Consider the following 26,803-nt stretch of genomic DNA (forward strand, 5'->3'; position numbering starts at 1 on the left):
TAAAACCTCACCACGCCATTTTTGTTGCATTTTTGTTTGTTTTTTTGTTTTTTTTTTATATTACCCACCCCCGCCCCCCCCCCCCGCCCCCGCCCGCCCCCCCCCCCCCGGGGCGGGGCCCCGGGCCGGGAACCAGAAAGGCATCTCCCGATGCACCACGCTCTGATCGTCGCCCGGATGGCACCGGGTTCGGCGCCGGACATCGCCGAACTGTTCGCGGCCTCCGACAGCGGCGAACTGCCCCACCTCGTCGGCGTGACCAGACGCAAGCTCTTCCAGTTCGGCGATGTGTATCTGCATCTGATCGAGTCGGAGCAGCCGCCGGGCCCCGAGATCGCGAAGGTGACCCAGCACCCCGAGTTCAAGGACATCAGCGACAAGCTCACCGCCTACGTCAGCGCGTACGACCCGCAGACCTGGCGGAGTCCCAAGGACGCCATGGCCCACGAGTTCTACCGGTGGGAGCGCGGCACCCCCGCCTGAGACGGACGATCGCCCCGGGTCCGGCCCTTCGGCCGGACCCGGGGCGATTCGCGTGCCCGGGGGAGGGACGGTCAGTCGGGGACCACGCACTCGAAGGCGTGCAGGTAGGGGTTGACCGCGACGATGTCGCCGATCAGCAGCCCGGCGTCCGAGATCCGGGTCACCAGGCTCTCCCTGGTGTGCTTGGCGCCGCCCACGTTCAGGAGCAGCAGCAGGTCCATCGCGGTGGTGAACCGCATCGAGGGGGTGTCGTCGACGAGGTTCTCGATGACGACGACCCTGGCACCCGGGCGGGCCGCCGCGACGATGTTGCGCAGCGTCCGGCGGGTGCTGTCGTCGTCCCACTCCAGGATGTTCTTGATGATGTAGAGATCGGCCTTGACGGGGATGGCCTCTCGGCAGTCGCCGGCGACGATCCGGGTCCGCTCGACGAGCGCGCCCTCGTCCCGCAGACGCGCGTCGGCGCGGGCCACCACGCCCGGCAGGTCCATCAGCGTGCCGTGCAGCGACGGGTGCTTCTCCAGCAGGCTCGCCAGCACGTGCCCCTGGCCGCCGCCGATGTCGGCGACCGCGGACACCCCGGTGAGGTCGAGGAGTTCGGCGACGTCCAGCGCGGACTGCATGCTGGAGGTGGTCATCGCGCGGTTGAACACCTGCGCGGACTCGTGGGCGTCCTGGTGGAGGTAGTCGAAGAACCCCTTGCCGTGAACGTCCGCGAAGACGCTCTTGCCGGTGCGTACGGCGTCGTCCAGGCGCGGCCAGACGTCCCAGGTCCAGGGTTCGGTGCACCACAGCGAGATGTAGCGCAGGCTGTTGGGGTCGTCCTCGCGCAGCAGGCGCGACATCTCCGTGTGGGCGAACTCCCCGTCCGAGGTCTCGGTGAAGATCCCGTAGCAGGACAGGGCGCGCAGCAGCCGCCGCAGCGGCGCGGGCTCGGCCTTCACCAGCGCCGCGAGCTCCTGCGCGGTGGCGGGCGTCTCGCCCAGCGCGTCGGCGACGCCCAGACGGGCGGCGGCGCGCACGGCGGCTGCCCGGGCCGCGCCGAAGACCAGCTCACGCAGTTGCATGGCCGGCTGCGGGGGAGTGACGGGGTGTGGGAGGGCGGCGTGTACGGGGGAGGGAGTGGGGGTGGGGCTCACAGTGGTCATGCTGTTTCGCTTCTCCTCGTGCGGGGGTGCACCGCTCAGCACATGCCGGTCGGTGCGGACTTGGCGCAGACGTTGTCGGTGAAGGTGTTGCCCTTGCCGGTGTCCCCATTGGCGAGGTCGGCCGGCTTGTTGCCGAGCACGACATTGCCGCTGATGGTGTTGCCGGTGTTCTTCGTACCCACGAAGCTCTTGAACAGGACGACACCGCCGGACATCGGAGTGGTGCCGGAGTTGTCGCGGATCGTGTTCGAGCGCACCTTGGTGTCCGCGGCGCCGGTGAGCACGATGCCGGAGCCCTGGAGGGCCGACAGCCGTTCGGTCTTGGAGCAGAACTTGTTGTTGCCGGTGATCTCGTTGGACTCGATCGTCATGGCGCCGGCCTGCGGCTTTCCTTCGTCGCCCACGACGAACACACCGGTGCAGTTGGCGGTGAAGCTGTTGTCGTGGACCGACATGTTCCGTACTCGCCTGGCGGTGAATCCGATCCGGTTGTCGGTCAGTGTGTTGTCCCGGAGTTCGGTGCCGCGGGTGTCGGTGGCTCCGCCTTCCTCGTCGACGGTGTTCGCGACGAAGATGCCCGCGTCGCCGTTGGCACGGGCGGTGTTGCCGATGAACGCACCGCGGGTGGAGTGCTCCTGGGCGATGCCCCAGACGCCGTTGTGCTCGGAGGCCACCCGGTGGACTGTCAGCCGGTCGGTCCAGGAGGCCCAGACGCCGTTCTTCTTGAACCCGGAGACGGTCAGCGACTCGACGCGGACGCCGTCCACGGTCCGGCCGGACCGGCCCTGGACGCAGATGCCGTTGCCGGCCTTCGCGCAGGCGTCGACGGCCCGCGGGCCCGGCTCGGCCGGCCGGATCACGGTCCGGCTGCCGGAGCCGCGCAGGGTCAGACCGGGCTTGGTGACCTGGACGCTCTCCCGGTACGTGCCGGGCAGCACGACGACGGTGTCACCCGGCTGGGCGGCGTCCACCGCCTTCTGGATCGATTCGCCCGCACGGACCACGTGCGAGTCCGTGGCCGAGGCGGAGGGGACGGACATTCCGCATCCCGCGGCCGAGAGGACCGCGACGGGGACAAGGATCTTGATGTTTCGTTTCCTCATGAGCCGAAGCTATGGGCGATCTCCCCCGGTTGCCACATAGGGTGAGCGGATGGGTTCGGAGCGTGCCCGAATGGCTTACTCGGGCTCCGCCGCCCGTGGCCGGACGGGGTCCGGCCGTGCGGTGTTCCCGGCTCTCACTCCCCGGGTTCGTGCCGGGGTGCGACGACCGAGCGGGCCCACCGGTAGTCGGCCTTGCCGCTCGGTGAGCGCTGGATCCGGCGGGTGATCACCAGCCTGCGGGGGATCTTGTAGCCCGCCAGCCGGGTCCGGCAGTGGGCCTGGAGATCGTCGAGCGAGGGCTCGTCCGCCCCCTCGCGCAGCTGCACCACCGCCGCGACACGGTTGCCCCACCGGTCGTCCGGCACCGCGGCGACCAGCACGTCGTACACGTCCGGATGGGCCTTCAGCGCCTGTTCGACCTCCTCCGGGTACACCTTCTCGCCCCCGGTGTTGATGCACTGCGAGCCTCGTCCTAGGACCGTGACGATTCCGTCCTCGTCGACCGTCGCCATGTCACCGAGCAGGACCCATCGCTCCTCGCCCCGGCTGAAGAAGGTCTCCGAGGTCTTCTGCGGGTCGTTGTAGTACCCGAGCGGTACGTGCCCGCGCTGGGCGATCCGCCCGGGCTCACCCGGAGCAACCGGCTCGTATGTCGCCGGATCGACCACCGCCGTACGGGAGTTGACCTGGAGCCGGAATCCGTTCTCCGGGCCCGAGTCGGCCGTCGCCGTGCCGTTGAAACCGGACTCCGAGGAGCCGAAGTTGTTCAGCAGCATCACCGTCGGCACCAGTTCCTGGAACTCCGCGCGCACCGAGTCCGACATGATCGCGCCCGAACTGGAGACCGAGAACATCGACGAGCAGTCGGTGCCCTTCAGCGGGCCCTTCAGTGCGTCGATCAGCGGCCGCAGCATCGCGTCGCCCACCAGCGACACGCTGGTGACCTTCTCCTTCTCGATCGTACGGAGCACCTCGTGCGGTACGAACTTGCGGTGGACCACGACCCGCTGCCCGAAGTTGAAGCCGATGAAGGCGGTGAGCGTCGAGGTGCCGTGCATCAGCGGGGGAGTGGGGAAGAAGGTGATCCCGTCACCGCCCGCGGCGACCCGCTCGGCCAGCTCCTGCGGTGACTTCACCGGCTCGCCGGTCGGCGCGCCTCCGCCGAGCCCGGAGAAGAAGAGGTCCTCCTGGCGCCACATCACACCCTTGGGCATTCCGGTGGTGCCGCCGGTGTAGATGATGAACTGGTCGTCGGCCGACCGCGGCGGGAAGCCGCGCTCCGGGCTGCCGGCCGCCTCCGCATCCGTGAAGGCGACGGCGTCCGGACCGCCTCCCCCGGCCTCCGGAACCCCCACGCGTACGAGATGACGCAGGCCCGGGGCCTTCGGCGCGGCGGCGGCGACCCGCTCGTCGAACTCGGCGTCGAAGACCAGTGCGGCGAGATCCGCGTCGCGGTAGAGGTAGATCAACTCCTCTTCCACATAACGGTAGTTCACATTGACCGGGACGATGCGTGCCTTCAGGCAGGCCAGCACCGTCTGGAGGTACTCCACCCCGTTGTAGAGGTGCAGCCCCAGATGCTCGCCCGGGGTGAGGCCCGCCTCGATCAGGTGGTGGGCCAGGCGGTTGGCCGCCGCGTCCAGCTCCGCGTACGTCAGCCGGCGCTCCGCCCCCGTGCCGGGATGGTCGAGGTAGACGAGCGCCTCGCGTTCCGGGACCGCGTCGACGACCGACTCGAACAGGTCGGCAAGGTTGTACTCCACCGTTCCTCCTGACCCCGGAAGCTGACTGGCTCGGCGGTCATTAGAGCGCCGGGAGGCGCAACTGTGAAGGGGTGCCGTCATGGAAATCTGACTAGCTGTCAGAAAACTATTGAACTGCGCCACCACCTACTGCAACCTGTTCTAGGTCTTTAGACGGGAGGCGGACAATGGGTGGTACGGAACACCTCGTCGTGCGGCGCGAGGGCGCCACGCTGGTGCTCACCCTGAACAGGCCGGAGGCGAAGAACGCCCTGTCGCTGCCGATGCTGGTCGGGCTGTACGACGGCTGGGTGGCGGCGGACGAGGACGACACGATCCGCTCGGTGATCCTCACCGGCGCGGGCGGCTGCTTCTGCGCCGGCATGGACCTCAAGGCCCTGGCGGGCAAGGGAATGGAGGGCGAGCAGTACCGGGACCGGATGACCGCCGATCCCGATCTCCACTGGAAGGCGATGCTGCGCCACCACCGCCCCCGCAAACCGGTCATCGCCGCCGTGGAGGGCCACTGCGTCGCGGGCGGCACCGAGATCCTCCAGGGCACCGACATCCGGATCGCCGGGGCGGGCGCCACCTTCGGGCTCTTCGAGGTGCAGCGCGGCCTCTTCCCCATCGGCGGGTCCACAGTCCGGCTGCCGCGCCAGATCGCCCGGACGCACGCACTCGAAATGCTCCTCACCGGACGCCCGTACAGCGCCGAGGAAGCGGCCGGCATCGGACTGATCGGCCGGGTCGTCCCGGACGGAACCGCACTGGAGGAGGCCCTCGCCGTCGCCGAGCGGATCAACGCCTGCGGACCGCTCGCCGTCGAAGCCGTCAAGGCCTCCGTGTACGAGACCGCGGAGATGACCGAGACCGAGGGGCTGGCCGCCGAACTGAAGCGCGGCTGGCCGGTGTTCGCAACCGAAGACGCCAAGGAAGGCGCCCGCGCCTTCGCCGAGAAGCGCCCGCCCGTCTACCGGCGCACCTGAGCCCAGGAGGCAACCGTGCCCGAAGCCCTCAGCGCACCGCTGGTGGTCGAATTCCCCTTCACCCGTTCCCTGGGCCCCGTACAGAGCGCCTTCCTCACCGGACTGCGCGAACGCACCGTCCTGGGGGTCCACGCCGCCGACGGAAAGGTCCTGGTCCCGCCCGTCGAGTACGACCCCGTCACCGCCGAGGAGCTCCGTGAACTGACCGAGGTCGCCACCACCGGCACCGTCACCACCTGGGCCTGGAACCCCGCACCCCGCCCCGCCCAGCCCCTCGACACCCCCTTCGCCTGGGTCCTGGTCCGGCTCGACGGCGCCGACACCGCACTGCTGCACGCCCTCGACGCCCCCGGCCCCGACGCCGTGCGCACCGGCATGCGGGTGCGGATCCGCTGGGCCGCCGAGCGCACCGGCGCGATCACCGACATCGCCTGCTTCGAGCCGTACGACGGCGGTGACACCGGGCAATCCGCCCCGCACGACGGAGAGTTCACCGACCCCGTCACCGGCATCGTCACCCCCGCCCGGCTCGACTACCGCTACACTCCCGGCCGCGCCCAGAGCGCGTACCTCGGCGCGCTCTGCGAGCAGCGGATCGTCGGCGAGCGCTGCCCGTCCTGCCACAAGGTGTACGTCCCGCCCCGCGGCGCCTGCCCCACCTGCGGGGTCGCCACCACCGAACAGGTCGAGGTCGGCCCGCGCGGCACCGTCACCACGTTCTGCATCGTCAACATCAAGGCGAAGAATCTCGACATCGAAGTCCCCTACGTCTACGCGCACATCGCACTCGACGGCGCGGACCTCGCACTGCACGCCCGCATCGGCGGCATCCCGTACGACCAGGTCCGCATGGGACTGCGTGTCGAACCCGTCTGGACCGAGGGCGGGCGGCACCCCGATCACTACCGGCCGACCGGCGAGCCGGACGCCGACTACGACGCGTACAAGGAGCTGCTGTAGATGCGAGACACGGCGATCGTCGCCTTCGCGCAGACCGACCACGTGCGCCACACCGACGAGCTCTCCGAAGTCGAGATGCTGATGCCCGTCCTCCACCAGGTCCTCGACGCGACCGGGCTCAAGGCGAGCGACATCGGCTTCACCTGCTCCGGCTCCAGCGACTACCTCGCGGGCCGCGCCTTCTCCTTCACCATGGCACTCGACGGCGTCGGCGCGTACCCGCCGATCTCCGAGTCCCATGTGGAGATGGACGGTGCCTGGGCGCTGTACGAGGCCTGGGTGAAGATCCAGACGGGGCAGGCGGACACCGCGCTCGTCTACTCCTACGGAAAGACCTCGCCCGGCGAGGTGCGCGACGTCCTCACCCGCCAGCTCGACCCTTACTACGTCGGCCCGCTCTGGCCGGACTCCGTCGCCCTCGCCGCCCTCCAGGCCCGGGCGCTGATCGACGCGGGCGACACGGACGAGGCCGCCCTCGCCGCGATCGCCCACCGCAGCCGCGCCGCCGCGGCGGACAACCCGCACGCCCAGCTCGGGGGACCGGTCCCGGCCGGCGAATACGTCGTGCAGCCGCTGCGCACCGGCGACTGCCCGCCGGTCGGCGACGGTGCGGCAGCCGTGATCCTCGCCGCCGGTGATACCGCACGGGCCCTGTGCCCCCGCCCCGCCTGGATCCGCGGCATCGACCACCGCATCGAGGCGCATTCGCTCGGGGTGCGGGAACTGACCGAATCACCGTCCACCCGGCTTGCCGCGACCCGAGCCGGAGTCTTCGAACGGCCCGTGGACACCGCCGAGCTGCACGCCCCGTTCACCTCCCAGGAGGTGGTGCTGCGCAAGGCGCTCCGGCTCGACGACAGCGTCGACGTCAATCCCTCCGGCGGTGCGCTCGCCGCCAACCCCGTCATGGCCGCCGGGCTGATCCGCCTCGGCGAGGCCGCTGCCCGCATCCACCGCGGCGAGTCCGACCGGGCGCTCGCCCACGCCACCTCCGGGCCCTGCCTGCAGCAGAACCTGGTCGCCGTCCTCGAAGGGGAGAGCGCTCATGTCCAGTGAGCCCGTGGCCGTCGTCGGCATCGGCCAGACGAAGCACGTAGCCGCACGCCGGGACGTGTCCATCGCCGGACTCGTCCGCGAGGCCGCCGTCCGCGCGCTGGAGGACGCGGCACTGACCTGGGCGGACATCGACGCCGTCGTCATCGGCAAGGCACCCGACTTCTTCGAGGGCCTGATGATGCCGGAGCTGTATCTCGCCGACGCCCTCGGCGCGGTCGGCAAGCCGATGCTCCGGGTGCACACCGCGGGCTCCGTCGGCGGCTCCACCGCACTCGTCGCCGCCAACCTGGTCTCCGCGCGGGTGCACCGCACCGTCCTCACGCTCGCCTTCGAGAAGCAGTCCGAGTCCAATGCCATGTGGGGGCTCTCGCTGCCCATCCCGTTCCAGCAGCCGCTGCTGGCCGGGGCGGGCGGGTTCTTCGCCCCGCATGTGCGGGCGTACATGCGCCGCACCGGCGCCCCCGACACGGTCGGTTCCCTCGTCGCGTACAAGGACCGCCGCAACGCGCTGAAGAATCCGTACGCGCACATCCACGACCCGGACATCACCCTGGAGAAGGTCCGGTCGGCACCGATGCTCTGGGATCCGATCCGCTACTCGGAGACCTGCCCTTCCTCCGACGGGGCCTGCGCGATGATCCTCACCGACCGGGCCGGAGCGGGCCGTTCGCCGCATCCGCCGGCCTGGGTGCACGGCGGTGCGATGCGCAGCGAGCCGACGCTCTTCGCGGGGAAGGACTTCGTCTCACCGCGGGCGGGCCGGGACTGCGCCGCCGATGTGTACCGGCAGGCGGGCATCAGCGACCCGCGACGGGAGATCGACGCCGTCGAGATGTATGTGCCCTTTTCCTGGTACGAGCCGATGTGGCTGGAGAACCTGGGCTTCGCCGACGAGGGGGAGGGCTGGAAGCTCACCGAGTCCGGCGTCACCGAACTCGACGGCGATCTGCCGGTGAATCCGTCGGGCGGGGTGCTCTCCACCAATCCCATCGGCGCCTCCGGCATGATCCGCTTCGCCGAAGCCGCGTTGCAGGTACGGGGACGGGCGGGCGAACACCAGGTCACGGGGGCCCGGAAGGCGCTCGGCCACGCGTACGGGGGCGGGGCGCAGTTCTTCTCCATGTGGCTGGTCGGAGCGGAACCGCCCAGCAGCTGACACCGGTCGGTCCCGGGCCGCCGGACGCCCCCTTCGCGCCCTGTCCGGGACCGCCGGGGGTGACTACTCTTTGGCACGGGACGACAACTGGGAGGAGCCGACGTGGCGGAGCGCACCACGACCCAGCAGCCCTTCGCGGGCTGGGACAAGCCGGATCTCGATCTCAGCAACGCGCAGTGGAGGTCGGGCAGTCAGGGCGCGGGGGACGTCCAGATCGCCTTCGTCGAGGGATTCATCGCGATGCGCAACGCCGGAAAACCCGGCAGCCCGTCGCTCATCTTCACCCCGGCAGAATGGCGCGCCTTCGTGGTGAACGCCCGGGACGGCGAGTTCGACCTCACCTGAGGGCGCGCCGTGCCGTCGTCCGGTGGCCGCCCATGACCACCCGATCGGCGGCACGGCGGTGCGGAGCACCGCCGCCGGGCATCGCACACCGTGGGCGGTGCGGGGGCCGGGAGTGACCCGAACCCTGCTGGGTGGACGGTGACCGGAGCCGTATCCCGGACGCCGGGTCCTCACGACCGCGACCGGCAGTGCCGGGCCGGCGGGCGTCGGGCCGTCCACCGAAGCGGCCACCTGTCGGTCGTGTACGGCGGGGCCGCGCACCCGTCGGCGCCCCGGCCTGCGCGGACCCGGCTCCGCAAGGTGAGCCCGGACACGTAACATGTCTGCATGTCCTTCCTCCGCCGCCGTAGCGCCGCCACACCCGCGGGCCCCGACTTCGACGTCCTGGCCATGGACCCGGGGGACTGGCCCGGAAACCTCGGCGCCGGTCTGCTGCCCGCGCCCGACGGCAGCTGTCAGGGCGTCTTCCTGCGCTACGACCTGTTCGGCGGCCGCGGCCCCGCGATGATCATCGGCAACCTTCCGGAGGGCTCGCCCGCCCGCGAGACCGAGGAGGGTCAGGTCCCGTTCGAGGTCGCCCAGCTGCTGCTCGCGCTGGAGAACGACGAGCCGGTCGAGGTCACCGGCACGGAGGACATGCCCGTGATGCAGGGCGACAACCTGCTGATCGTGCGCCGCGTCAAGCTCTCCGAGAGCCGGATCTCCTGCGTCCAGTTCGACCGCAGCGACGGCGTGCTCGTCACCATCGCCAGCTGGGACCGGCCGATCACCGACGATCTGTACACGCTGCTCAAGCCCCTGCCCGCCGAGCTGTTCCAGCAGGGCTGAATCCGCCCCTCCCGCAGGCCGTCCGCACATACCGGGCGGCTGCGGGGCGCGTATCCCGAGATCCGTCCAAGTGCTCGCGGCCTCCGTCCAAGAGGCCGCTTTGTCATGCTCCTTGTCGGGCCAGTCGTCGGACCTTTACCGTCGGCCACATGACATCCGGGATCACGCGACGTACCACCGTGAAGACAGCGATAGGGGCAACCGGTGCGCTGGCACTGGGAGTCCCGGCCCTTTCCGGCACGGCTGCTGCTGCCGGCACCTCCGATGAATCGTCGGCAACCGTCGGCTCGAAGAAACAGGCGGAACCAACGCTCCGGTACGACGCGCCCGCCGCGGACTGGGAGCGCGAGTCGCTGCCCATCGGCGGCGGCGCCCTCGGCGCGAGCGTGTTCGGAACGCTCGCCTCCGAGCAGCTCACCTTCAACGAGAAGACCCTGTGGACCGGCGGCCCCGGCTCCGCCCAGGGCTACGACTTCGGGAACTGGACCGCTCCCAGACCCGGCGCCCTCGCCGGAGTGCAGCAGCGTCTCGACAGCGAGGGCGCGCTCGGCCCGGACGCCGTCGCCGCCGAACTCGGGCAGGCGCGGCGCGGCTACGGCGCCTACCAGGTCTTCGGCGACCTGAGACTGGATCTGCCGAACGCCCCGGCCGCCCCCGACGCCTCCTACCGCCGCACGCTCGACCTGCGCAACGCTCTTGCCGCCGTGACCTACACCCACCAACAGGTCGTCCACACAAGGGAGTTCTTCGTCTCCCATCCCGGCAGGGTGATCGCGGGGCGCCTCGCCGCCGACCGTCCGGGACAGGTGTCCTTCACTCTGCGCCACACGTCGCCCCGCGACGACTGCACCGTCACCGCCGACCGGGACCGGCTCACCGTACGCGGCGCGCTGAAGGACAACGGTCTGCGCTTCGAGGCCCAGATCCGCGTCCGGACCAGCGGCGGCACCGTCACCGCGGGCGCGGACGGCACCCTCACCGTCACCGGCGCCGACAGCGCCTGGTTCTTCCTCGCCGCGGGCACCGACTACGCCGACAGCTATCCCGCCTACCGCGGCACCGACCCGCACGCCGCGGTCACCGCCGCTGTGGACCTGGCCGCCCGGACCTCGTACGAGAAGGTCCGTGACACCCACGTCCGCGACCACCGAGCCCTCTTCGACCGGGTCGCCCTCGACATCGGCCAGGAACTGCCCGACCTGCCCACCGACCGATTGCTCGCCGGCTACACGGGCGGAACGAGCCCCGCCGACCGGGCCCTGGAAGCGCTGTTCTTCCAGTACGGCCGCTATCTGCTGATCGCCTCCTCGCGGGCCGGGTCGCTGCCCGCCAATCTCCAGGGGGTGTGGAACAACTCGACCACCCCGCCCTGGTCGGCCGACTACCACAGCAACATCAATCTGCAGATGAACTACTGGCTCGCCGAGGTCACCAACCTCGCCGAGACCACCGCTCCGTACGACCGCTACATCGAGGCGATGCGTGCCCCCGGCCGCAGGACGGCGAAGGAGATGTTCGGGACCGCCGGCTGGGTGGTGCACAACGAGACCAACCCGTACGGCTTCACCGGCGTCCACGACTGGTCCACCGCCTTCTGGTTCCCGGAGGCAGCCGCCTGGCTCACCCAGCAGATGTACGAGCACTACCGGTTCAGCGGCTCCACCGACTACCTGCGCTCCACCGCCTACCCGGCGATGAAGGAGGCGGCCGAATTCTGGCTGGCCAATCTGCGCACCGACCCGCGCGACGGACTGCTCGTCGTCACCCCCAGCTACTCCCCCGAGCACGGCGACTTCACCGCCGGTGCCGCGATGTCCCAGCAGATCGTGCACGACCTCCTCACCAACACCCTGGAGGCCGCCCGCACTCTCGGTGACTCACCGGCCTTCCGCGGCCGGCTGGAGACGGCCCTGGACCGGCTCGACCCCGGACTGCGGATCGGGTCGTGGGGCCAGCTCCAGGAGTGGAAGACCGACCGGGACGACCCGGCCGACACCCACCGCCATGTCTCGCATCTCTTCGCCCTGCACCCCGGCCGCCAGATCGAACCCGGCAGCGCATGGGCACGGGCGGCCGAGGTCTCCCTCGGGGCGCGCGGCGACGGCGGCACCGGCTGGTCGAAGGCCTGGAAGATCAACTTCTGGGCGCGGCTGTGCGACGGCGACCACGCCCACCGGGTGCTCGCCGAACAGCTGAAGAGCTCCACCCTGCCCAACCTCTGGGACACCCACCCGCCCTTCCAGATCGACGGCAACTTCGGTGCCACCTCGGGCATCGCCGAAATGCTGTTGCAGAGCCAGCACGACACCGTCGACATCCTCCCCGCCCTCCCGTCGGGCTGGCCGGACGGATCGGTGCGCGGACTGCGCGCCAGGGGAGGGTTCACCGTCGACATCGAATGGGCCGCCGGGCAGGCCCGCCGTGTGGTGATCACGGCGAGCCGGACCTGTGAAGTGACCGTCCGCAGCACGCTGTTCGCGAGCGGCGAGAAGGTCTTCAAGGCACGTGCGGGCAGCCGCTACACCCTGATCGCCGAGGGCTGAGCGAACAGCGCGGTCACCCGCGCCGCCGAGACGCCGAGCCCCGTGGGACCGCTGATGTGCCACGGGGTACCGGTGCCGCGCCGCAGATCCTGCTCGCGGTAGCGCCGGCAGTCCCGGTGCCAGATCAGGATGCCCGCGAGCCAGTGCTTCAGCTCCTGCACGTACCCCGCCAGCACCTCCCGTGCCTCCGCTTCCAGTCCGAAATCGTCGTAGAGCACCGGGAGTTCCTGCTCGGCGATGTGCAGGAACTGCCGCAGCCGCGACTTCATCAGGTCGTACACGATCGCCACCCCGGTCGGATAGTCCACCCCGAAGAAGTTCTGCACGACCAGGACGCCGTTGTGCACCTCACCCTCGAACTCGATCTCCTTCTGGTACGAGAAGAGGTCGTTGAGCAGACACGCGTAGTCCGCCGCCGCGTTTTCCAGGGAGCGCAGCGGCCCGCTGTGGTAGATCTCCGGCGGAACCTTTTTGCCGTGACCCAGCCTGCACAGGCTCATCGTGAGGTCGGAGCCGAACGTCATGCGCCGCATCTCTACGTAGTCCACCGGGTCAGGGATACGGTTCTGCACCTGGTTCGCGAGCTCCCACACCCAGCTGGCGGTCATGTCCTCGACCGCCTTCCGGAACGCCCGGCGTCCGCTTGCGTCCATCGGCGCCGAGGTGCGCGCCCAGAGATCACCGAGCCCCCGCTCCAGGGCGTTGACCGGCTCGGGCGTTGCGGACCCGTCCAGGGGCATGAACAGCGACAGCCGCTCATTGGCCAGTTTGGCCCCGGCCAGATCGCGGGCCCGCCCGTGCACCACCGGGAACCAGTCGTCGCCGTACGTCCCCCAGGTCAGCCACTGCGAGGACAGGTCCAGCTCCTCCGGAGTCGCATCCGGGTGCAGCCCCGCCGCGCACAGCGGGAGATCGGTCGCGATCAGCCGCTCCTGGTCCCAGATGTGCGAACCGGGCACCCCCGGCTGCGCCTCCAGAATGCCCGACCGGCGGGCCCAGTCGACGATGCGGACCCGCGCCCCGTCCAGATGCGGACTGAGCGTCGTGCCGAAGGGCAGCTCGAAGTCGGGCAGCAGCGACGGGCCGACGCGCTGGTAGGGCAGATGGGTGTGGCTGCGCAGCCGGGCGGTCTCCGAACGTGAGGTGAACCGGATCGACGCCGCGGCCATCCCGAAGCCGGTGGTGGCCGCCTCGACCGCGCCTTCGTTCATGTAGCGGCTGGAGCGCATGTGCCACTCATGGCCGCCGGACTGCCAGTCCTGCAAGCCCTTGACGTACGCGAGCACCGCAGCGGTCTGCGCCGGGTCGAGTCCCTTCTCCGCGCAGAGCGGCCCGAGTTCGGTGAGCGCGGTGTTCTCGAACTGCTGGAGACGGGACGTCAGCAGATCGTTCACCGCTTCGGCGGCCTCCTGAGTGGAACAGCCCAGGAAGCGCTCCAGGACGAGCACACCATTGCTGTTCTCACCCTCGTCCTCCACCTCCCGCTGGTACGAGAAGAGGTCGTTGCGCAGATGCACGCCGTCGGAGAAGGCGTCCCGCAGCACCCGCAGCGCCCGCTCGCCGGCCACCGCCTCGGGGACCTCCGCGTCCGCCGCGTACTCCACGAGCCCCGCCGACCACGGGGCGCCGCCCACCTTGCGGCGCATCTCGATGTACTCGACGGGGTTCGCGATGCGCCCCTCGTTGATGTTGGACAGCTCCCACAGCGACTCGTTGAGCAGGTTCTCCGTCGCCTCGGCGAACCTGGCCCGCCAGGCGTCGGACATGCTCGGCACCGTACGCGTCCACAGATCGGCCAGCCCCGCCTCGACCGGATTGGTCGGCTCCGGCATCGGCGCCCCGCGGTCCATCGGCATGAAGGCCGGCAACCGGTCCAGATAGTGCTTGGCGCCCTCGCGGTCGGGGTTGCGCTTGAACAGCTCCAGGAAGTGGTCGTCGAAGAAGAAGACCCACACGTACCAGTCGGTGACCAGCGAGAGCGCCTCGGCCGAGCAGTCGGGATGGGTGTACGCGCACAGCAGCGCGTAGTCGTGGGAGTCGATGTCCTTCTCCTCCCAGATGCCCGACCCCTCCACCATCCCCATGCTGCGCGCCCACTTCTTGGTGTGTATCCGGGCCTCCTCGACATGGACGTTGAGCCGCGCCGGATACGGAACGTAGAAGTCCGGCAGTGTGAAGGGCTGAGCCATGTGCGTACGGCCTTTCCTGGATCGCCGCGCGGACATCGCGCGGACGTAATGGTGTCGGCGCGAGCACTACCCTTCGGCCGTTCGGGGCACGCACATCCGTGATTAGTCACATAAAAGGTATGGATGTTGGTGTTGCCCGGGTGCACCCGGGCGGGCCTCCGGACGGTGTTCGGGATGCGGACAACAGGCATTCGGCAACGATCGGTTGAATCTTTCCTGCGCAGGTCAGACACCCCGCCAGTGGTCTGGTCCACTGGCTCGATCCACGACCTCCACGGATCCCTTGACGTGCTGTCATCTCAGGTCGGAGAGTGTGCGCGCACAGCGGATCAGTGGGATCGGAACACGCACGGCTCCATCACGCACGGCTCCAAGAAGGGTTGTCATGACGTCCAAGCAGAGGACCGGACTCGCACTCGCGCTGACAGGTGTCGGCGCACTGAGCATGACGCTGCTCAGCCCCGTGGCGCAGGCCGGTGCGGACGGGGTGCGACCGGAATGCCCGCGCAGCCTCGCATGCGACTGGGTACCGGCGGCCTACCAGCAGACGGGTGACCCGGCCGACAAGGAGACGTACGGGAATTACGACACCGCGGACCGGCCGCACACCAACAAGGTCAGATTCATCGTCCTGCACGACACCGAGGAAGACTTCGACACCACCCTGAAGATCTTCAAGAACCCACTGAAGCAGACCTCGGCCCACTATGTGGTCCGCTCGGGCGACGGGCACGTCACCCAGATGGTCAAGGGCAAGGACGTCGCCTGGCAGGCCGGCAACTGGTACCTCAACAGCCACTCCATCGGCATCGAGCAGGAGGGCGTCGCCGTCGACGGCGCCAAGTGGTACACCCCCGAGATGTACCGCTCGACCGCCAGGCTGGTGCGCTACCTCGCGGCCAAGTACGACATACCGCTGGACCGCCAGCACATCATCGGCCACGACGGAGTGCCGCCCACCAGCGCGTCCGGCACCAAGAACATGCACTGGGATCCGGGCACGTACTGGGACTGGAACCGCTTCATGGCGCTGCTCGGCAAGCCCACCGTGCCGAGCGCCCCCAGGAGCAGCGAACTCATCACCGTCAGCCCGGACTTCAAGCGGAACCAGCAGGCGTTCCGCGACTGCGAGAAGGGCGTCGACCTGCCGGTCCAGGGCTCCAGTGCCCTCCCGCTGCACACCGCGCCGTCCGCCGACGCGCCCCTCTTCTCCGACCCCGGCCTGCACACCGACGGCTCGCCCGGCACCAACTGCGCCGCCGACTGGGGCAGCAAGATCAGCGCCACCCAGCAGGCCGTGGTCGCCGACCACGCGCCAGGCTGGACGGCGATCTGGTGGTACGGCCAGAAGGCCTGGTTCGAGACACCGGCCCGCAGCCGGAACACCACGCCCACCGCCGGCCATGTCGTCAGGCCGAAGGCCGGCCGCACGGACGTACCGGTCTACGGGGTCGCGTACCCGGAGCAGTCCGAGTACCCCGCCGACTTCACGGACAAGCGGGTGGGCTCGCCGCTCCAGTACACGATCAAGGCCGGCCAGTCCTACCCCGGCGGCGGCGAGGCGCCCACGGGCTTCTTCTACGCACCCACGATCGACTCCTCGTACCCGTACGACCACGCGTACTTCGCCGGCAAGGAGAAGTACGTGACGGTGCAGATCGGCCACCGGATCGCCTTCGTGAAGGCGTCCGACGTGGACATCGTGCGCACCCGCTGAGATCACGCCGGCGCTCCGCCGCAGTGACGACGGAGCGCCGGGAATCCGTACCGCCGAGAAGGAGCCTTCATGCACAAGCTGACCAGGAGCGCCGCCACCGCGGCCGCGGGCGTCGCCATGGCGCTGGCACTCACCGGCACAGGAGCCGTCATCACCGTCGCGACGGCCTCGGCCGCCGCCGCGTCCGAGACCGGGGCGCAGGGCTGGGACGTCTCCGGCTCGTTCGACACCCAGCAGGAGTGCGTCGCGGCCGGGGACGCGGGCGTCGCCGACGGGAGCTGGGCGCAGTACCGATGTGTGCTGTTCGAGGCGCGGTGGGACCTGATGACTCCGGCGTGACCGCCTGACCAGTGCCCCTCCTCGTACCTCATCCGTGCCCGGAGGGGCACTCGGGCTCACCCCGCGACCAGCCGGTTCACCTGCGCGGGAGACAGTGCGTGCTCGATGGCGAGGATCCCCGCCCCCACCGCCGCCGCGTTCTCCCCAGTACGGCTCGGCTCGATCCGCAGCAGCTGGGTGGCCAGCGGATGCGAGCGCCGGTACACCGCCTCCCGGACCCCCGCGAGCAACTGGTCGTGAACGGCGGCCAGCGCGCCGCCCATCACCACCGTGTCCGGATTGAAGAAGTTCACCAGACCGGCGAGCACCTCGCCGACCGCCCGCCCGGCCTCCCGGACCATCCGCACGGCATCCCGGTTCCCGGACCGCACCAGGCGAACGACATCGCTGCCCGACGTCGCGTCCAGCCCCAGCGCCACCAGCTTCGCCGCCAGTGAAGCGCCGCCCGCGACGGCCTCCAGGCAGCCCGAATTGCCGCACCGGCAGGGATCGTCGAGATCCCCGACCCGGATATGTCCGATGTCGCCGGCACACCCCTGCGCCCCCCGGTGCAGCCTGCCGTCGGCGACGATCCCGCAGCCGATCCCCGTACCGACCTTGATGTACAGCAGATAGCGGCAGTCCGGGAACGCGCGCCGCTGCTCACCCAGCGCCATCACGTTCACATCGTTGTCGACCAGCGCCCGCACCCCGAACCGGGCAGCGAAGAACTCCGGGATCGGATACTGGTGCCAGCCCGGCATGATCGGCGGATCGACCGGACGGCCGGTGGAGAACTCCACCGGACCCGGCACCCCGACGCCGATGGACCGCAGCGTCCCCGGCTCCCGGCGGGTCTCCTCCAGCAGGGCACGCACGGTGCGCTCCACATGCCGCAGCACGGAATCCGGGCCGTCCCCGATCGCCAGCGGTTCCTCGTGCGAAGCGAGCATGGTCCCGCCGATGTCCATCAGCGCCACCCGGCAGTGCGAGGCCCCCAGATCCACCCCGGCCACCGCGTGCTCACGGGTGCGCAGCGCCAGCCGTCGTGGCGGCCGGCCACCGGTGGAACCGCCGTCGGCGTCCTCGTCCACGAGGCCGTGCGCGATCAGCGCGTCCACCCGCTGCGAGACCGTCGAGCGGGCCATCTTGGTGACCCGGGCGATGTCGGCACGGGTCGCCACCGCCCCCGAGCCGATCAGCGCGAGCACCTCGCCCGGCGAGTGCGACGCGGCAGCGGAATTGCGATCCGACGGCGAAGACATGGCAGTCACCCTAGGGACGACTTTCGCTGCTCACAAGGCATCAGTTGTTCGGTCATCGACATAAGTACATGCCAAGTCACCCCGAAACAAAGATGCTTGAGCCCTTGACACTCCCAATGTCTGTCACGACTCTGCTCTGCAGACCACTGAGCGAGGAGCAGTTCGATGCTGACGATGCAGGGTGTGTCCAAGAGCTTCCTCGGGGTGCGCGTGCTCGATGGGGTGGGGCTCGACCTCGAAGCGGGAGAAGTGCATGCCCTGGTGGGTGAGAACGGCGCGGGAAAGTCCACCCTGATGAAGATCCTCGCGGGGGAGCACTTATCCGACGCGGGGACCATCACCATCGACGGCACCACCCGCTCCTTCGGCCACCCGGCCGAGGCCCAGGCCGCCGGGGTCGGCATCATCCACCAGGAGTTCGCGCTGCTGACGCACCGCACGGTCGCCGAGAACGTCTTCCTCGGCCGCGAACCGACCAGGTTCGGACTGGTCGACCGGCGCGCCATGGAGCGGCGCACCGCCGAACTCCTCGCCGAACTCGACGAGACCGGCATCACCCCGCGCACCCCCGTCCACGAGCTGTCGGTCGCACGCAGGCAGACCGTGGAAATCGTCAAGGCCCTCGCGTCGGACGTCCGCATCCTGGTGATGGACGAACCCACCGCCGCACTCGCCGACCACGAGGTCGAGCAACTCGGCTCCCTCGTACGCCGCCTGACCGCCCGCGGAATCGGCATCCTGTACATCTCGCACCGCCTCCGCGAGGTCTTCGAGCTCTCGCGACGCATCACCGTCCTCAAGGACGGCCGCCACGTCACCACCCTCGACAGCCGCGAAACCGACGCCGACACGGTGGTACGCGCCATGGTCGGACGGGAGCTCGGCGCCTACTACCCGCCCCGGGCCGGCCCGGGAGAGCCCGGCGAGGAGCGGCTCACGGTGCGTGGCGGCGGCAACTCCAGGATCTCCGGCATCGATCTGACCCTGCGGGCCGGAGAGGTCGTCGGCGTCGCCGGTCTCCAGGGCTCCGGCCGCACCTCCCTCGCCCGCGCGCTCTTCGGTGCCGCCCCCTTCACCACGGGCACCATGACCGTCGGCGGGGAGCCGCTGCGCCCGGCGAACCCCCGGGAAGCCGTCCGGGCCGGGATCGCCCTGGTCACCGAGGACCGCAAGGGGGAGGGCCTCGCGCTCCACCAGTCCGTGGCCGACAACGCGCTGCTCGTGACCCGTGCCGTCCCGGCGCGCGGCAGACCGGCCGCACGCCACGAGGTGACCGCGCTGCTGGAACGCGTACGCCTCCATGCCCACGGCGAGGACCAGCAGGTCCAGTACCTCTCCGGTGGCAACCAGCAGAAGGTCGTCATCGCCAAATGGCTCGCCGCCCGCCCCCGGGTACTCCTCTTCGACGAACCGACCCGCGGCGTCGACGTCGGAGCCAAGGCGGCCATCCACACCCTCGTACGGGAACTGGCCCGCGAGGGCCTCGCCGTACTGATCATCTCCTCCGAACTGCCCGAGCTGATCGGCATGAGCGACCGGATCCTCGTCATGTCCGAAGGCCGGCTCGCCGGTGAACTGCCCGCCGGAGCCACGGAAGAGGCCGTCATGCGCGTCGCCACCGGCGGCGGCCGCGCAACGGAGGGAGCAGCATGACCGCACTGCGGCCCGACCTCGGCACCCGGACCCCCACCACCACGCCACGCACCGCCCGCCCAAGCCTCACCGGCCCCGTGGCCGGGGTCTGGCTCGCCGCGCTCGCCGTCACCGTGCTCGGCTGGATCGTCGTCGCGGCGCGCGGCGGGGACTTCCTGACCGTGACCAACGTGGTGACGATCCTTCAGAACTGCGTCGCCCTGGGCCTCGTGGCCGTCGGCCAGTCCGTCGTCATCCTCACCGGATCGCTCGACCTCTCCGTCGCCTACCTCATCAGCCTCGGCACCCTCGTCGCCGCGGAGACGATGCAGAGCGGCAGCGTGCTCGTCGCGGTCATCGCCGTCCTCGCCCTCAGCGCCGCCGTCGGCCTGGCCAACGGGCTGATCGTCACCGGCCTCAAGGTCAACGCCTTCATCGCCACCCTCGGCACAGCCTTCATCCTGCGCGGCTGGATCGAGGACAACTACACCGGCCCCGCGGGCAAGGTCCCCGCCTCCTTCCAGCACCTCGGCTACGACCGGATCGGACCGGTCCCCGTCTCGCTCTTCCTCCTCCTCGCGGTCGCCGCCGCACTCTGGCTGATCACCCGCCGCACCCGGCTCGGCCACCACATGTACGCGACCGGCGGCGACGAGCACGCCGCCCGGCTCTCCGGCGTCCGCACCCGGCGCACCGTCGTCGCCGCGCACCTCCTGTGCTCGCTGTGCGTCGGCGCCGCGGCCCTCTTCCTCGCCGCGCGGCTCGGCGCCGGAGCCCCCTGGGCGGGCACGGAGGCCCGCTACGACCTGGAGTCCATCGCCGCCGTCGTCCTGGGCGGCACCGCGCTCGCCGGGGGACGCGGGGGAGTGGCGGGCACCCTCGGCGGAGTCCTTGTCCTCGCCGTGCTCGACAGCGTCTTCAACCAGCTGTCCGTGGATCCGTTCTTCAAGAACGTCGTCCGGGGCGTCGTCATCATCGCCGCCGTCGCCCTCTACGCCCGAGGCCGCCGCATCCCGAAGGAGCGGACCGCATGACCACCGCCCAGGCACCCGCCGGAGGCCGCCGAGTCCTGCGCGCCCTCACCACCGGCACACCCGTCTACCTCCTGCTCGCGGTGCTCCTGGCCGCACTCGCCCTCACCGATCCGGGCTTCTACGAACCCGACCGCTTCCTCGCCTTCGTCAAGCGCGCCGCCCCCCTCGTCATCCTGGCCGCCGGGCAGTATCTGGTCATCGTCTGCGGCGAGTTCGACCTCTCCGTCGGAGCGATCGTCACCGCCGGGGTGGTCGTCGCCGCCGAACTGTACGGTTCGTTCCCGGCCGCGCCCTGGGCGCTGGTCACCGTGGTTCTGCTGCTCGCCGGAGCCCTCGCCGGACTCGTCAGCGGACTGATCACCACCCTGCTGCGGGTGCCCTCGTTCATCACCACGCTCGGCATGATGCTGATCCTCGAAGGCGCCGTCTTCTTCTGGACCGGCGGCTCACCGCACGGCGCGCTGCCCGCGGAGTTCCGCAGGCTCGGGCGCGGCACCGCGTTCGGCTGGCTGCCGTGGGCCGTACTGGCCTGCGTCGTCGCGGGTCTGCTGGCCGTACGCCTGATGCGTTCCGACTTCGGTCGTACGCTCCTCGCCACCGGCGACAGCGAACGCGCCGCGGCACTGGCCGGAGTCCGCGTCGCACGCGCCCGGACCATCGCCTTCGTCCTCTCCGGCGTCGCCGCCGCACTCGCGGCCGTACTGGTCGGTGGCTTCTCCGGAGTCTCGGCACAGGCAGGCCGCGGCTACGAGTTCGAGGCGATCACCGCCGTCGTCCTGGGCGGCGTGATGCTGGGCGGCGGCCGGGGCTCCGTCGTCGCGGCGATGGCCGGGGCGTTCTCGCTCCAGGCACTGTTCACCCTGCTCAACCTCCAGGGCGTCTCCGGCGCACTGGAATCGACCGTGCAAGGCGTCATCGTCATCGCCGCCGTCGCCCTCGGCGCAGCCGACTGGTCCAGGCTGCGCCGCCGCGGCACCGAATCCCCGGGAGCGAAAACCTCATGAGTACGCGAAAGCTCGGACACGTCCTCGCGCCGGTCGCCGCACTGCTCGGCGCGGCCCTGCTGGCCGGCTGCACCAGCGACGCCCCGCCCGACGCGCCCGCCGCCGGGGCGAGCGGCGGCACGGGCGCCCCGGGCACCGGCAAGCAGTCGAAGTTCTTCGACCGGGCAGAGTACGACCGCCAGCTCGGCCTCGCCGAGGTCACCCCGCAGGGGCCCGCCGCAAGACCGTGGGAGCAGATGCTCCGCCCGGAACTCATCGACACCGGCCGGTACCGGAAGAAGGGATCCGGCGGAATCCGGCTCTGCTTCTCCAACGCCGGCGTCTTCAACCCCTGGCGCCAGGTCGGCCTCAAGAACATGCGGGCCGAGGCCGCGCTCCACAAGGAGATCACCGAGTTCACCGTTCTCGACGCGCAGGGCAAGGACGACAAACAGATCTCCGACATCCAGGAGCTGGCCGGCCAGGACTGCGACGCCCTGATCGTCTCCCCGAACACCACGGCCACCCTCACCCCCGCCGTCGAGCAGGCCTGCGCGAAGGTTCCCGTGATCGTCTTCGACCGGGGCGTCGAGACCGACTGCGCCGTCACCTTCATCAACCCGATCGGCGGCTACGGCTACGGGGCGGTCGCCGCCGACTTCCTCGTCGGGAAGGTGAAGCCCGAGGGGAAGATCCTCGCCCTGCGGATCTCCCCCGGCGTCGATGTGCTGGAGACCCGCTGGTCGGCGGCGAAGCTCGCGTTCGACAGGAGCGGACTCGACGTCGTGGACGTGAAGTTCACCGACGGCGACCCGGCGAAGACCAAGGCGATCGTCACCGACGCCCTCACCCGCAACGGAGACATCGACGGCGTCTGGATGGACTCCGGGGCGACCTCCGTCGCCGCGGTCGAAGCCTTCGAGGACGCCGGCCGGGACGTCCCGCCCATCACCGGCGAGGACCAGCAGGACTTCCTCCAGGCATGGAAGGAGAAGAAGCTCACCGCGATCGCCCCCTCCTACCCCACCTTCCAGTGGCGCACGCCGGTCATCGCCGCGCTGAGGATCCTCAAGGGACAGCAGGTCCCGAAGGAGTGGAAGCTCCCGCAGCCCACCGTCACGCAGGAAACCCTCGACCGGTACTACAAGCCCGGCATGCCGCCACTGCACTACGCGATGTGCGGCTGCGAGAACCTCCCCGGATTCCCCGAGAAGTGGGGAGGCAAGAAGTGACCGTCGCCCTCCCGCTCGGCGCCAACCCGTGGATCTGGCACTCGCCGGTGACGTACGAAACGCTCGGTGACGTGCTGCCGAAGCTGTCCGCATGGGGCTTCGACTGCGTCGAGATCCCGCTGGAGAACGAACGGGACTGGGCGCCCGGATCCGTCGCCAAGCTGCTCGACGCCTCCGGTCTCGCCCCCGCCGCGGTGATCGCCGTGATGCCGCCCGACCGCAACCTCGTCCACACCGACCCGCAGACCGTCCGGGTCACCCAGGACTATCTGTACCGGTGCATCGACGCCGCCCGGGACCTCGGCGCCCCCACCGTCGCCGGACCCGTCTACGCGGCGGTGGGCCGCACCTGGCGGATGAACCGCGCCGAACGCGCCGCCGCGTACGAGGAGTTACGGGAGAACCTCGCCCCGGTCGTCGCACACGCCCGCGCGGCGGGGGTGCGGCTCGCCGTGGAACCCCTCAACCGGTACGAGACGAGTCTGCTCAACACCGTGGACCAGACCCTCGAAGCGCTGACCGGTCTCCCCGAGAGCACCATCGGCCTCGCGCTCGACGTGTACCACCAGAACATCGAGGAACGCTCGCTGCCCGACGCCGTGCACCGTGCGGCGGGCCGCATCGTCCACGTACAGGTGTGCGCGAACGACCGGGGCACCCCCGGCGCCGACAGCCTCGACTGGCCCGGCTTCCTCGCCGCGCTCACCGCATGCGGCTACTGGGGCCCGCTCTGCATCGAGTCGTTCACCGCACACAACGACGCCATCGCGGTCGCCGCCTCGGTCTGGCGCCCGCTCGCCGACACCCAGGACAGCATCGCCACCGACGGCCTGGCCTTTCTGCGCCACGCCCTCGGCACCACCCCCTGACCCCGCTCGTCCGTAATCCGCAGAGAGGACCCGCTCGTGAGCCGTCACCGATTGCGCTGTCATGTCCGCGACATGCAGCGTACGTTCATCGCGCTGGTGGGCGCACTGCTCCTCGCGCTGACCGCACTGCCCGCGACCGCAGCCACCACCGGCAAGGCCCCCGCCTTCCGCGCCCTGCTCTTCACCCGTGCCGTCGGCTATGTGCACGCCTCCATCCCGGCCGGCATCCAGATGTTCAAGGAGGAGGCGGCCGCGGGCGACTTCGAACTCGTCGAGACCGCCGACCCCTCGGTCTTCGACCCGGCGAAGCTCAAGGACTTCGACGTCATCGTCATGCTGCAGAACTCCGGCATGGTCTGGGACACCGACGCCCAGCGCGAGGCGATGCAGTCCTACGTACGCGGCGGTGGCGGCGTCGTCGCCCTCCACAACACCCTCGACATGGGCATCGAGGAGACCTTCCCCTGGTGGGACGAGGCCATCAACGGCGGCGCCCACATGCCCGCCCACTCACCCGGCGTCCTCCAGGGCACCGCCAAGGTCGCCGACCGCGTCCACCCCTCCACCGCGGGACTCCCCGAACGCTGGGAACGCCCCGAGGAGTGGTACAACTTCGACCGGAACCCCCGCGGTGACGTCCACGTCCTGGTCACCGCAGACGAGACCACCTACAACCCCGGCGGCTCCGCCATGGGCGCCGACCACCCGATCTCCTGGTGCCGCAACACCGAGGGCGGCAGGGTCTGGGCTACCGCCATGGGCCACGACACCGCCTCGTACAGCGAAGCCGCCTTCCGCACCCATGTCATGGGCGGCGTCAGGTGGGCCGCGGGCAACAAGCCCGGCGACTGCGGCGGCACCGTCTGGAGCGGCTACGAGAAGGTCGCTCTCGACGACAACACCGCCGACCCGATGGAACTCGACGTCGCCAAGGACGGCCGGGTCTTCTACGTCCAGCGCAGCGGCGAGATCAACATCTACGACCCGGCGACCCACGCCACGACCACCGCCGGAAAGCTCGACGTCTACACCGGCGGCGAGGACGGCCTGGTCGGCATGGAGCTCGACCCCGACTTCATGAAGAACCACTGGATCTACCTCTACTACGCCCCCGCGGGCGCCACCGAGGACGTCAACCGGCTCTCCCGTTTCACGGTCAAGGGCAACACCCTCGACCCCGCGAGCGAGAAGAAGCTCCTCGACGTCCCCGCCTACCGCGACCGCAGCTTCCCCGAGCCCGGACACACCGGGGGCGCTGTCGAATTCGGCCCCGGCCGCACGCTCTACCTCGGCGTCGGCGACGACACCCCGCCCAACCTCGACCCGAACTGGCAGGGATACGCCCCGCTCGACTGGCGCGAGGGCAAGCAGATGCTCGACGCCGCCCGCACTGCGGGCAACACCGACGATCTGCGCGGCAAGATCCTGCGCATCAAGCCGAAGGACTCCGGCGGCTACACCATCCCCAAGGGCAACCTCTTCGCCCCCGGCACGGCCAAGACCCGCCCCGAGATCTACGCGATGGGCTTCCGCAACCCGTTCCGCTTCACCGTCGACCCCAAGACGGGCTACGTCCACGCCTCCGACTACGGCCCCGACCGCGGACTGCCCACCACCGACCGAGGACCCGAAGGCCTCGTCGAGTACAACGTCATCAAGAAGGCCGGCAACTTCGGCTGGCCGTTCTGCCACGGCAACAACCAGGCCTACGCCCCGTACAACCCCGACACCCAGGAGGTCGGAGCCAAGTTCGACTGCGCCAACCCGGTCAACCCCTCGCCCAACAACACCGGACTGACCGAACTCCCGCCCATCCAGCAGCCGGAGATCTGGTACGGCTACGGCGCCTCCGAACAATTCCCCGAGGTCGGCAGCGGCGGCTCGGCCCCGATGAGCGGCCCCGTCTACCACTACGACGGGAAGAACCCCTCCACCACGAAGTTCCCAGCCTACTTCGAGGGCGCGAGCTTCTTCTACGAGTGGTCGCGCAACTTCGTCAAGGAAGTCCGCTTCGACAAGGACCAGAAGGTCCTGAAGATCAATGACTTCCTCTCCAGCCAGAAGTTCAACAAGCCGATGGACATGACGTTCGGACCCGACGGCTCGCTCTACGTCCTCGAATGGGGCAGCGCGTTCGGCGGCGGCAACAACGACTCCGGGCTCTACCGCATCGACTACGCCCAGGGGCAGCGCGCCCCGGTGGCCAAGGCAGCCGCCTCCGCCACGGACGGCCCCGTACCGCTGAAGGTCGACTTCTCCAGCGAGGGCAGCAACGATCCGGACGGAGACGCGCTCAGCTACGCCTGGGACTTCGACGGCGACGGCACCTACGACTCCACAGAGGCGTCCCCCAGCCACACCTACACGGCCAAGGGTGACTTCGCCGCCCAGCTGAAGGTCACCGACTCCACCGGCAAGGCCGGCTACGCCAACATCCCCGTCACTGCCGGGAACACGGCACCGAAGGTGACCATCGAATTCCCGGTCAGCGGCAAGCTCATCGAGTTCGGCGACAAGATCCCGTACAAGGTCACGGTCACCGATCCCGAGGACGGCCCGGTCGACTGCACCAAGGTCACCGTCAACCCGGCCCTGGGCCACGACGACCACGAGCACCCCACCACCGACATCCCCGGCTGCGAGGGCACCGTGGACACCGGTGACCTGGGCGGCCACCCCGAAGGAGCGGACCTCACCTACGTACTCAACGCCAAGTACACCGACAAGGGCGGCGACGGCGTCTCCGCCCTGACCGGCTACGGCCGCGCCGTGCTCCAGCCGAAGCACAAGCAGGCGGAGTACTACGACGCCCAGTCCGGCACCCGGATCGTCGCCCAGGAAGGAGCCGAGAACGGCAAGCGGATCGGGGACGTCTCCGACGGCGACTGGGTCGCCTTCGATCCGATGAGTGTCGAAGGCATCGGCACCGTCAGCTACCGGCTGTCCTCACCGAACGGGGTCGGCGCGGTCGAACTCCGTGCGGACTCCGCCGACGGCCCGCTGCTCGCCACCACCCCGGTGCCCAATACGGGCGGCTGGGACAACTATCAGGCCACCCCGCCCGTACCCGTCCAGGAACTGAAGGGAACCCACAAGCTGTACCTCGTCTTCACGTCCCCGCAGGACAACTCGTTCGACGTGGACGCGGTCGAATTCAAGAGCCCCTGACCCCATCTCGGCGCGCTGCGGGTCCGGTGTGTCGGCACCGGAC

Annotated in this window: 21 protein-coding genes; 16 read left to right on the forward strand and 5 right to left on the reverse strand. The window is 70.0% G+C overall.

What is annotated here, in order from left to right:
* Window positions 1-150 precede the first annotated feature (150 nt).
* Window positions 151-483 carry a TcmI family type II polyketide cyclase gene (locus ACFVH0_RS38205; RefSeq protein WP_259928070.1) on the forward strand — a complete coding sequence of 111 codons (333 nt, stop codon included), beginning with the start codon at window positions 151-153 and terminating at the stop codon, window positions 481-483.
* A 71-nt stretch (window positions 484-554) separates the two neighbouring features.
* On the opposite strand, the gene ACFVH0_RS38210 is transcribed toward ACFVH0_RS38205, so the two are convergent.
* From ACFVH0_RS38210 to ACFVH0_RS38220, 3 genes are all read right to left on the reverse strand, one after another.
* On the reverse strand, window positions 555-1,631 hold the full coding sequence (locus ACFVH0_RS38210) for a methyltransferase (protein WP_385827966.1): 1,077 nt from the start codon (window positions 1,629-1,631) through the stop codon (window positions 555-557).
* Between the two features lie 35 nt (window positions 1,632-1,666).
* Window positions 1,667-2,734: a nitrous oxide reductase family maturation protein NosD gene (locus ACFVH0_RS38215; RefSeq protein ID WP_385827968.1), complete on the reverse strand. Its 1,068-nt coding sequence runs from the start codon at window positions 2,732-2,734 to the stop codon at window positions 1,667-1,669.
* A 134-nt stretch (window positions 2,735-2,868) separates the two neighbouring features.
* A complete protein-coding gene (locus ACFVH0_RS38220; protein ID WP_385827970.1) occupies window positions 2,869-4,497 on the reverse strand; it encodes an acyl-CoA synthetase in 1,629 nt (542 codons plus the stop codon).
* 167 nt (window positions 4,498-4,664) lie between these two features.
* Between ACFVH0_RS38220 and ACFVH0_RS38225 the strand changes: the two genes are divergently transcribed.
* From ACFVH0_RS38225 to ACFVH0_RS38255, 7 genes are all read left to right on the forward strand, one after another.
* Window positions 4,665-5,465: a crotonase/enoyl-CoA hydratase family protein gene (locus ACFVH0_RS38225; RefSeq protein WP_385827972.1), complete on the forward strand. Its 801-nt coding sequence runs from the start codon at window positions 4,665-4,667 to the stop codon at window positions 5,463-5,465.
* A 15-nt stretch (window positions 5,466-5,480) separates the two neighbouring features.
* A complete protein-coding gene (locus ACFVH0_RS38230; RefSeq protein ID WP_385827974.1) occupies window positions 5,481-6,425 on the forward strand; it encodes a Zn-ribbon domain-containing OB-fold protein in 945 nt (314 codons plus the stop codon).
* A complete protein-coding gene (locus ACFVH0_RS38235) occupies window positions 6,426-7,481 on the forward strand; it encodes a thiolase domain-containing protein (RefSeq protein ID WP_385827976.1) in 1,056 nt (351 codons plus the stop codon).
* Window positions 7,471-8,637, forward strand: a complete 1,167-nt coding sequence (locus ACFVH0_RS38240) for a thiolase domain-containing protein (RefSeq protein WP_385827977.1) — start codon at window positions 7,471-7,473, stop codon at window positions 8,635-8,637. Before ACFVH0_RS38235 ends, ACFVH0_RS38240 begins: the two co-directional genes overlap by 11 nt.
* 102 nt (window positions 8,638-8,739) lie before the next feature.
* The gene (locus ACFVH0_RS38245; protein ID WP_385827979.1) at window positions 8,740-8,982 is read left to right on the forward strand and encodes a DUF397 domain-containing protein; all 243 of its coding nucleotides are present in this window, start codon (window positions 8,740-8,742) and stop codon (window positions 8,980-8,982) included.
* Between the two features lie 327 nt (window positions 8,983-9,309).
* On the forward strand, window positions 9,310-9,810 hold the full coding sequence (locus tag ACFVH0_RS38250; RefSeq protein ID WP_018550733.1) for a hypothetical protein: 501 nt from the start codon (window positions 9,310-9,312) through the stop codon (window positions 9,808-9,810).
* Between the two features lie 149 nt (window positions 9,811-9,959).
* Window positions 9,960-12,353, forward strand: coding sequence for a glycoside hydrolase N-terminal domain-containing protein (locus ACFVH0_RS38255; protein WP_385827981.1), 2,394 nt, complete (start codon window positions 9,960-9,962; stop codon window positions 12,351-12,353).
* Here ACFVH0_RS38255 and ACFVH0_RS38260 read toward each other — a convergent pair.
* Window positions 12,329-14,542, reverse strand: a complete 2,214-nt coding sequence (locus tag ACFVH0_RS38260) for a germacradienol/geosmin synthase (protein WP_385827983.1) — start codon at window positions 14,540-14,542, stop codon at window positions 12,329-12,331. The genes ACFVH0_RS38255 and ACFVH0_RS38260 overlap by 25 nt on opposite strands.
* A gap of 385 nt (window positions 14,543-14,927) precedes the next feature.
* Here ACFVH0_RS38260 and ACFVH0_RS38265 point away from each other — a divergent pair, with 385 nt between their 5' ends.
* Window positions 14,928-16,259 carry an N-acetylmuramoyl-L-alanine amidase gene (locus ACFVH0_RS38265; RefSeq protein ID WP_385827985.1) on the forward strand — a complete coding sequence of 444 codons (1,332 nt, stop codon included), beginning with the start codon at window positions 14,928-14,930 and terminating at the stop codon, window positions 16,257-16,259.
* Window positions 16,260-16,328: 69 nt separating this feature from the next.
* Window positions 16,329-16,598: a hypothetical protein gene (locus ACFVH0_RS38270; protein WP_385827987.1), complete on the forward strand. Its 270-nt coding sequence runs from the start codon at window positions 16,329-16,331 to the stop codon at window positions 16,596-16,598.
* Between the two features lie 56 nt (window positions 16,599-16,654).
* Here ACFVH0_RS38270 and ACFVH0_RS38275 read toward each other — a convergent pair whose 3' ends face one another.
* Entirely contained in the window at window positions 16,655-17,842 is a 1,188-nt protein-coding gene (locus ACFVH0_RS38275) for an ROK family protein (protein ID WP_385827989.1), read from the reverse strand.
* A 165-nt stretch (window positions 17,843-18,007) separates the two neighbouring features.
* On the opposite strand from ACFVH0_RS38275, the gene ACFVH0_RS38280 reads away from it, so the two are divergent.
* From ACFVH0_RS38280 to ACFVH0_RS38305, 6 genes are all read left to right on the forward strand, one after another.
* On the forward strand, window positions 18,008-19,495 hold the full coding sequence (locus tag ACFVH0_RS38280) for a sugar ABC transporter ATP-binding protein (protein ID WP_385827991.1): 1,488 nt from the start codon (window positions 18,008-18,010) through the stop codon (window positions 19,493-19,495).
* Window positions 19,492-20,508, forward strand: a complete 1,017-nt coding sequence (locus ACFVH0_RS38285; RefSeq protein WP_385827993.1) for an ABC transporter permease — start codon at window positions 19,492-19,494, stop codon at window positions 20,506-20,508. Before ACFVH0_RS38280 ends, ACFVH0_RS38285 begins: the two co-directional genes overlap by 4 nt.
* Window positions 20,505-21,512 (forward strand): ABC transporter permease, encoded by a 1,008-nt coding sequence (locus tag ACFVH0_RS38290; protein ID WP_385827995.1) that lies wholly within the window; start codon window positions 20,505-20,507, stop codon window positions 21,510-21,512. Before ACFVH0_RS38285 ends, ACFVH0_RS38290 begins: the two co-directional genes overlap by 4 nt.
* On the forward strand, window positions 21,509-22,723 hold the full coding sequence (locus tag ACFVH0_RS38295) for an ABC transporter substrate-binding protein (protein ID WP_385827997.1): 1,215 nt from the start codon (window positions 21,509-21,511) through the stop codon (window positions 22,721-22,723). The genes ACFVH0_RS38290 and ACFVH0_RS38295 overlap by 4 nt, the downstream gene beginning before the upstream one ends.
* Window positions 22,720-23,592, forward strand: coding sequence for a sugar phosphate isomerase/epimerase family protein (locus ACFVH0_RS38300; protein ID WP_385827999.1), 873 nt, complete (start codon window positions 22,720-22,722; stop codon window positions 23,590-23,592). The genes ACFVH0_RS38295 and ACFVH0_RS38300 overlap by 4 nt, the downstream gene beginning before the upstream one ends.
* Window positions 23,593-23,664: 72 nt before the next feature.
* Window positions 23,665-26,760: a ThuA domain-containing protein gene (locus ACFVH0_RS38305; RefSeq protein ID WP_385828001.1), complete on the forward strand. Its 3,096-nt coding sequence runs from the start codon at window positions 23,665-23,667 to the stop codon at window positions 26,758-26,760.
* Window positions 26,761-26,803 lie beyond the last annotated feature (43 nt).

This window comes from Streptomyces sp. NPDC127117, assembly GCF_042677325.1.
Taxonomy (GTDB): Bacteria; Actinomycetota; Actinomycetes; order Streptomycetales; family Streptomycetaceae; genus Streptomyces.